Source organism: Actinospica durhamensis (assembly GCF_018139695.1).
GTDB classification, from domain to species: domain Bacteria; phylum Actinomycetota; class Actinomycetes; order Streptomycetales; family Catenulisporaceae; genus Actinospica; species Actinospica durhamensis.
Genome location: NZ_JAGSOG010000369.1, coordinates 1 through 6,989 on the forward strand (window position 1 = coordinate 1; position 6,989 = coordinate 6,989).

At 68.5% G+C, this 6,989-nt stretch carries 6 protein-coding genes; 2 read left to right on the forward strand and 4 right to left on the reverse strand.

Going from position 1 to position 6,989, the window contains the following annotated elements; all coding sequences use genetic code 11:
• Window positions 1–180: 180 nt before the first annotated feature.
• On the reverse strand, window positions 181–1,665 hold the full coding sequence (locus tag KDL01_RS37605) for an RICIN domain-containing protein (protein WP_212533492.1): 1,485 nt from the start codon (window positions 1,663–1,665) through the stop codon (window positions 181–183).
• 371 nt (window positions 1,666–2,036) lie between these two features.
• Between KDL01_RS37605 and KDL01_RS37610 the strand changes: the two genes are divergently transcribed.
• The gene (locus KDL01_RS37610) at window positions 2,037–3,035 is read left to right on the forward strand and encodes an aminoglycoside phosphotransferase family protein (RefSeq protein ID WP_212533493.1); all 999 of its coding nucleotides are present in this window, start codon (window positions 2,037–2,039) and stop codon (window positions 3,033–3,035) included.
• Between the two features lie 129 nt (window positions 3,036–3,164).
• Window positions 3,165–3,761: an NUDIX hydrolase gene (locus KDL01_RS37615; RefSeq protein ID WP_212533494.1), complete on the forward strand. Its 597-nt coding sequence runs from the start codon at window positions 3,165–3,167 to the stop codon at window positions 3,759–3,761.
• Window positions 3,762–3,780: 19 nt separating this feature from the next.
• On the opposite strand, the gene KDL01_RS37620 is transcribed toward KDL01_RS37615, so the two are convergent.
• The 3 genes from KDL01_RS37620 to KDL01_RS37630 all read right to left on the reverse strand — a co-directional run bounded on the left by KDL01_RS37620 (window position 3,781) and on the right by KDL01_RS37630 (window position 6,402).
• A complete protein-coding gene (locus tag KDL01_RS37620; RefSeq protein ID WP_212533495.1) occupies window positions 3,781–5,091 on the reverse strand; it encodes an RNA polymerase sigma factor in 1,311 nt (436 codons plus the stop codon).
• 46 nt (window positions 5,092–5,137) lie between these two features.
• Window positions 5,138–5,506 (reverse strand): YciI family protein, encoded by a 369-nt coding sequence (locus KDL01_RS37625; RefSeq protein ID WP_212533496.1) that lies wholly within the window; start codon window positions 5,504–5,506, stop codon window positions 5,138–5,140.
• A 380-nt stretch (window positions 5,507–5,886) separates the two neighbouring features.
• A complete protein-coding gene (locus KDL01_RS37630) occupies window positions 5,887–6,402 on the reverse strand; it encodes a site-specific integrase (protein ID WP_212533497.1) in 516 nt (171 codons plus the stop codon).
• Between the last annotated feature and the right edge of the window lie 587 nt (window positions 6,403–6,989).

The window sequence follows — 6,989 nt, forward strand, 5'->3', positions numbered from 1 at the left end:
ACGTTCTTCTTCACGGTGGTCCCTCATCTCGGATGATTCTTGGCAGATTCACCCGATACCTACCAACTGGCAGGCTTCAGGTGGGGGACCGCCACCTGCGAAGTTCTACGAGAGTCGGGACATCCTCCCCGACATGCCCTCATCGTCTCAAGTAAGACCTCGATGACGCACGCGAAATAGCTATCCCAGCGTCCACTCCTGATTCGCTCCCCCGTTGGTCGGCCACTGGTCGACGATGGCGCCGGCGGTGGTGGAGGAGCCGCTGACGTCGGCGACCTGGCCGGTGCTGAGGCTGGCGAGTTCGTAGCTGGCGTCGGAGGAGGAGGTGTAGGAGCCGACGGCGTTCAGGGCCCATTCCTGGTTGGTGGCGCCGTTGCAGGTCCACTGGTCGAGTTGGAGGCCTTCGGTGGTGGAGGCGCTGGGGACGTCGAGGCACAGGCCGCTGTTGACGTTCGTCAGGGTGTAGACGTTGCCGGCGACTTCCTTGAGGGTCCACTGCTGGTTGGTGCCGCTGTGGCCGGTCCACTGGATGACCTTGCCGCCGTTGGCGGTGGAGGAGCCGCTGACGTCCATGACCTGGCCGCTGTTGGCGTTGGTGAGGTAGTGGGTGGCGTTGGCGGGGTCGCTGGTGCCGGTCCAGGTGCCGGTGGACAGGTCGAGCGTCCACGAGTTCTGCCAGCCGGCGTCGACGGTGGTGCCGGAGATGTCGAGGGGGAGCCAGATGAGCGGGGAGGTGCCGAGGTTCGAGGTGGTCCAGCGGTCGCCGGCGTAGATGTAGGTGGTACCGGAGCTGCCGGTGACGGGGATGATGTTCGCGGTCTGCGTGTTGTACGTGTCGGTGCCCGCCGGGGCGAAGTTCTTCACCGCCGACCACGGGCCGGCCGGGGAGGACGCGGTGGCGTAGACGTTGTCGTTGGTGGACCAGCCGGTCAGGTGCGAGGCGAGCAGGTAGTACGTGCTGCCGACGTGGACCATGGCGGGCGCCTCGTAGTCGGCGAGCAGGGCGACGCTTCCCCCGTTCGAGCTGCCCGCGCTCACCACGCTGAGGTAGTTCGAGGCGAGCTCGTCGATGCGCAGGCCGTTGGCGCGGTCCTCGGTGAGCAGGTACGCGGTGCCGTTCGAGTCCTGGAACAGGCCGATGTCGCGGCTCTGGAATCCGAGCGGCTGCGAGGCGCCGAGATACGTGTAGGGGCCGCAGGGCGTGGAGCTCTCGGCCACGCCCGCCTCGGCGGCCGAGTAGCCCGAGTTGTCGATGTGCATCCACATCACGTACTCGTGCGTGGAGGAGTTGTAGATGACCTTCGGGCGCTCCACGACCCGGTCCGGGCCCAGGTCGCCGCTGGACTGGAGGGTGAGCGCGTCGCCCTGGAGCGTCCAGGTCTTCAGGTTGGTCGAGCTGTAGCAGGGGATGTCCTGGAACGACGCGTCCGAGCTGGTCTCGCCGGTCTTGTCCTCGCCGTACGCGTACCAGGTGCTGCCGACTTGGATGATGCCGAGGCCGTGCATCTGCAGCGGGTTGCCGGCGGTGTCGGTCCAGGCGGCACCCGGGGTGAAGGTCGCGGTCAGGTCCGCCGCCTGCGCGGGCGGGGCCGCGACGGACGTGACGAGCGCGAGCCCGCACGCGGCGGGCAGGACGGCGCGGAGCAGGGTTCTGAGGGGTCGCATGACAGGCCTCCGGCCTGGAGGGAATCAGGGTGGGTAGGCGGCCGCGCGCGTCGCGTGGAGTAAGGTACGGCGGCGTGTGGTTATTGGCAAGAACTCTGCGATAGTGGAGGGATCACCGCAGGTCGCAGGGCCGTTCGGAAAATCTCCGAGAAATTCTCGGACGGCGGCGCATGATCGGGGGCACCCTGGTTATCCGAGTGATGCGTGCATCGGGAAAGAGAAGCAAGACGACGGTGCACGTCCTCGCGGCCGACGGGCGGCGCGCTGACGGACGGTCCCTCCCCCCCCTCGACCGTCCGATTCCTCCCCCTCAGCCCGCCCCTCGGCACGCGGGGCCACAAGCCCAGGCCTGACGTGACATGCTGGCGCTCGTGCTTGAGTATCTGATCACCTGTGTCGCGGAGGACTTCGGCCTTGAGCTGACGCGCCTCGAACCGATCGACGGAGGCGTGGACCGTGCGGCGCGCAACTTCCGGGGACACGCCGAGGACGCGCCCTACGCGGTGAAGTGGTCCTCCGGCGGCTCGGTCGCGGGACTGGCCGTGCCGGACGCCCTTGCCACACGCGGGGCGACGGGGGTGGCGGCGCCGGTGCGTACCCTCGAGGGGCGCCTTTATTCAGAACGTCCGGACCATCTCTCCGAACGATCAGAACGCGAAGGGCTGCGGCTGTCGGTGACCCCGTGGGTCGGCGAGCGCCGAGGTATCGAGGGCGGCCTGGACGCGGAGCAGTGGCGCGGCCTCGGGCAGTTGCTGGCCGCGACGCACGAACTGCCGGTGAAGTCGGAGCTCATGTCGGTCCTGCCGATCGCAAATCATCGCGCGGACGTGCACGAAGCCGAGAAGACGGACGCGCTGATGCGGGCTGCGGAGCACACGGCCGCGCGCGACGAGATCGCGGCCGAGGCCCGGCGGCTCTGGTTCGAACACGCCGACCGCATCGCGGCGGCGACCGCCCGGGTCCGGGAGCTGGCTCCGTCGGTGACGCCCACGACCGTCTGCCACACCGATCCGCACCTCGGCAACGTCCTCGCCGCGCCCGGGCGTGTCTGGCTGATCGACTGGGACGACGCGGCGCTCTCCACCCCGGAGCAGGACCTCATGTTCGTCCTCGGCGGTGCCTACGGCGACGAGCACGTCGGCGACCAGGAGCGGGCGTGGTTCTTCGAGGGCTACGGCGAGGTCTCGATCGACCCGGTGGCGCTGGCGTACTGGCGCGGTTGCCGCGGACTGGTGGACGTCGCGTTCCTGGCGGCGGAGGCGTTCGCTCCGAAGACGGCCGAGGCGAGCCCAGGCTGGCGGGCGAGTGCGGTGCGGATGCTGGCGGACCACTTCGCCCCGACCGGGCTGCTCGCACGCGCTATGGCTTGAGCGGGCCGCGCCCGCTGGCTGTCCGAAGGGCCTGAACCGCCTGAATCATCTGAACGGTCTGGATCGTCTGAACGGTCTGGATCGTCTGAACAGTCTGAGTGTCGGAGGCCGTCGGTAGGCTCCGCGGCCGTGAGCACTCTGAACACGCAGCGCCAGATGATCGCCCAGACCGTCGCCTCACTCGAGGCCGTCGACGCGCTGGAGGGCGATCATCAGAGCGCTGTCCTGGACTGGATCGCCTCGGGAGACGAGCTGTACCGGCTCGTGCCGCCGGACTACCCGCCGCGTCACCTGGTGAGCTACTTCGTCCCCTTCGATCCGGCGCGGGGCCGGGTGCTGCTGGCGGCGCACCGCAAGTCAGGCCTCATGCTCCCGCCAGGCGGCCACTGCGAGTCCGGCGAGCTGCCGTGGCAGACGGTCCGACGTGAGTGCGTGGAGGAACTCGGCGTCCCGGCCGTCGCGCTGGCGCAGCTGGGCCCTGAGCCGCTGTTCGTCACGGTCACCGAGACGCGGGGCCCGATGGTGCGTCGGCACACGGACGTGAGCTTGTGGTACGTCATCGAGCTCGATCACGCGGACGAGCGGCTGCGTCCGGACCCGGGCGAGTTCGACGGAGTGCGCTGGTACTCCCTCGACGAACTCCTGGTTGGGCCGATAGAGGAGTTCGATCCACACACGCACCGCTTCGTACGGAAGCTCAACAATCTCAACAATCTCAGCAGTTAGGCGCACCGTCAGCCATCGGTCAGCTACCTGTCGAGTCGTCCGCCAACCGCTCGGCCCGCGCAGCGAGGAACCGTCGTTCCGTCAGATTGTCGGTGCGGTCAGCCGCCTGGCGGTAGCTCTCACGGGCGGCGTCGCGCTCGCCCGCGAGCTCCAGTAGGTGGGCACGGACCGCGTGCAGGCGGTGGTGATCGGCCAGCCTGTCGTCTTCCTCGAGCGGGCGCAGCAGGTCGAGGCCGGCCTGCGGGCCGTCGGCCATGGCGGCGGCGACGGCGTGGTTGAGCGTGACCATCGGGTTGGGCGCGAGCTTCTCGAGCAGGCGGTAGAGGATGACGATCTGGCGCCAGTCGGTCTCGTCGGCGCTGGGGGCCTCCGCGTGGACGGCGGCGATGGCGGCCTGCAGCTGGTAGACGCCGATCGGTGCGCCGGCGAGCGCCTCGGCGGTGAGCGCGAGGCCTTCCCGGAGCGCGGCCGAGTCCCACTGCGCGCGATCCTGCTCGGCAAGCGGGACAAGGTTGCCATCGTCGTCCGTACGAGCGGGCCGGCGGGCGTCGGTGAGCAGCATCAGCGCGAGCAGGGCGGCGACCTCGGGCGTGTCGGGCAACGCACGCCGCAGTGCGCGCGTCATCCGGATCGCCTCGCGCGTCAGCTCCACGCGCTGCAGATCGGCGCCGGCCGTGCTGGTGTAGCCCTCGTTGAAGATCAGATAGAGGACATGCAGGACAACGCCGAGCCGGGCCGGCAGCTCGTCGGGCGGCGGCAGTTCGAACCGTGCGCCGGCGGCCCTGATGCGCTGTTTGGCGCGGCTGACACGCTGGGCCATCGTGGCTTCGGGCACCAGGAACGCGCGTGCGATCTGGCTGGTCGTCAGCCCGCCGCAGGCCCGCAGGGTCAGCGCCAACTGAGAGGGGGCGGAGATGCTCGGGTGACAGCACAGGAAGAGCAGGACAAGCGAGTCGTCCTGGTCCGGCGCGAGATCCGGCAAACCCTGCAGGCCTGGCAGGTCCGACACGCCCGACTCGCCCGACTCGTCCACCAATCCGCCGCGGCCCGGAAACACCGCCGAATCCATGGCCGCCGCAGTCTCCTCACGCCGCCGCCGAGCGACCTCGCTACGCGTGCGGTCCACAAACCTGCGCTGGGCGACGCGCGTGAGCCAGGCGGCCGGCTGGTCGGGGACACCGTCCTCCCGCCACTGCACGATCGCGTCGAGCAGGGCGTCCTGCGCGGCGTCCTCGCACTCCTCGAACCGGCCGTAGCGCCGCACCAGACCGCCCACCACGCGCGGCATCAGCTCGCGCAGCAGCGCGTCGACATCGGTGACGGCAGTCATACTGCCGCCACCGTACCTCAGCGCGCGCCGTCACCCGGCGCGCAGATCACCCCGCCGCGCCGTCGCTGAAGACGATCGGCTGGACCTCGACCCCAAGCCCCTCCACCGCCGCGTCCGGAATCATCGCCGCGATCTCGTGCGCCCGGTCCCGGTCCTTGACCTCGATGAGGTAGGCCCCGCCCACGAACTCCTTGGCCTCCAGATACGGCCCGTCGGTGACCGCAGGCACCCCACCACGCACCCGCACCACCGACGCCTGGTCGGGCCCGCCCAATGCAAAGGTCCCGACGAACTCGCCGGACTCCTTGATCTTCTCCATGAACGCCCCGTGCCCCTGGAACACGGCTTGGCGTTCCTCCTCCGACAGCGCGTCCAGGACCTGCGCGTTCGGGTACATCATGATCAGGTACTTCATGGTGGACATCTCCTCACCGGCGGCGCGTCCCTCGCCCCGCTCACCCTGTAGTCGGAGCCGCCGCGGCATTCTCGACATCGCGCGCGAAGTTTTTTCACGGAAATTTTCCCACGGTGTGGCGGACACGAGCCTGACCGAACTGACGTCGGGCGCGGCGTGCGCTCAGGCGAGCTCAGCGGGCCAAAGTACCTGTTCACAGCGTTCCGCGGCCAAGGCGACGGTGACGAGCGCGGGTTAACTCAGAGGTCTTCCCAGCCGCCGCGAGGGCAGCGGACATGGCGTTGCAAGATCATAGTGAGATTGATCATTTACGGGAGGCCTTCGCCGTCCGCCGAGGGCTCGCCAGCGGGCCCTCCGCTGTTGCTGACGGCGCTCTGGGACTAATCAGGGACAATTTGCTCGGGACCGTCGTCGAGCCACGCGTCCATCGCTCCCATGCCCCGCCGCCCAGCGTCAGGCATGAAGTGAGCGTAGTACGTCAGGGTCACATTCGGGTTGGCGGGCCCCAGCCACTTCGACACGCTGACGATCGACTCGCCGGCCTCCGACTGGACGCTCGCGAAGGTGCGCCGAAGCACGTGATACATCTCCCCTCGTGCATCCTCGAAGACCCTGCGGGACGTGATCCGGGTTCCCTCCTTCACCTGCCTGCGGCCAACCACCTCGATTACTCCAGCAGCAGCAAGCGCCGGCTTCCAGGCCGCCTTGTTGAACGTCTGGTACTGGACACGATTGCCTCGGGCAGTCGAGACCAAGAGCCGGACCGTGATCGGCTTACGCTGCTTTGATTCAAGAGCCGTGGTGGGAGGTTCCGGATTCCGCCACGGAAGCGTGCACTCGACCGGCGGGAACTCAGCAATGTGCGAAAGCATCCGCTTCTCGAAGTTGGGAGACATGGGAACCTCCCGGGTCTTTGCCCCTTGGGCAGGCAGAAGTAGGGCCTCCCCTGGTAGTCCCAGCGGAGCTGCCGACGAACGTGAGCGATGTGCCTGTCGAAGTCGAGGTCGTCCACGCCGAGCGCCAGCGCCTCGCCCTGGCGAAGGCCGAGAGCCACCCCCTCATCGACCAAGATCCGATACCGCGGCTGCAGAGTCTGCCGGACGGCTGTGACACGACCGCGAGTCCAGGCCTTCGCCCTGCTCGGCCGGGGAGCCTTCGGCCTTTTCGGCCGAGCTGGGGTCGGGACGGTGTTCGGCCTGGCGGTCGGATCCACGCGGCACGAACTGCACCGGCGGCTTCGGCCGGATGATGCCCAGTGCGAGACCGCCGATTTGGACGTTGTTGACGGTGGTTGGGTTGTTTGATGGCCAGGGTGTCAATGGACGTGAGGCTCTCCCCGGTGACGGACATGTAGGCCGGCTCTGTCGCTGATCTTGTTGCGGGCGTGCGAGCCCTGGTTCTGCGATCCTGTTCGGCGTGTCTTGATCAGGGTTTTGGGTTGCTGTTTCCGCAGTTCGCGTCGATGCGTGTGCTTTCCGTCGAA

Excerpts from the sequence above, each read along its gene's own strand:
- KDL01_RS37630 (WP_212533497.1), bottom strand. The coding sequence starts at position 6,402 with ATGTCTCCCAACTTCGAGAAGCGGATGCTTTCGCACATTGCTGAGTTC.
- KDL01_RS37605 (WP_212533492.1), bottom strand. The coding sequence starts at position 1,665 with ATGCGACCCCTCAGAACCCTGCTCCGCGCCGTCCTGCCCGCCGCGTGC.
- KDL01_RS37625 (WP_212533496.1), bottom strand. The coding sequence starts at position 5,506 with ATGAAGTACCTGATCATGATGTACCCGAACGCGCAGGTCCTGGACGCG.
- KDL01_RS37620 (WP_212533495.1), bottom strand. The coding sequence starts at position 5,091 with ATGACTGCCGTCACCGATGTCGACGCGCTGCTGCGCGAGCTGATGCCG.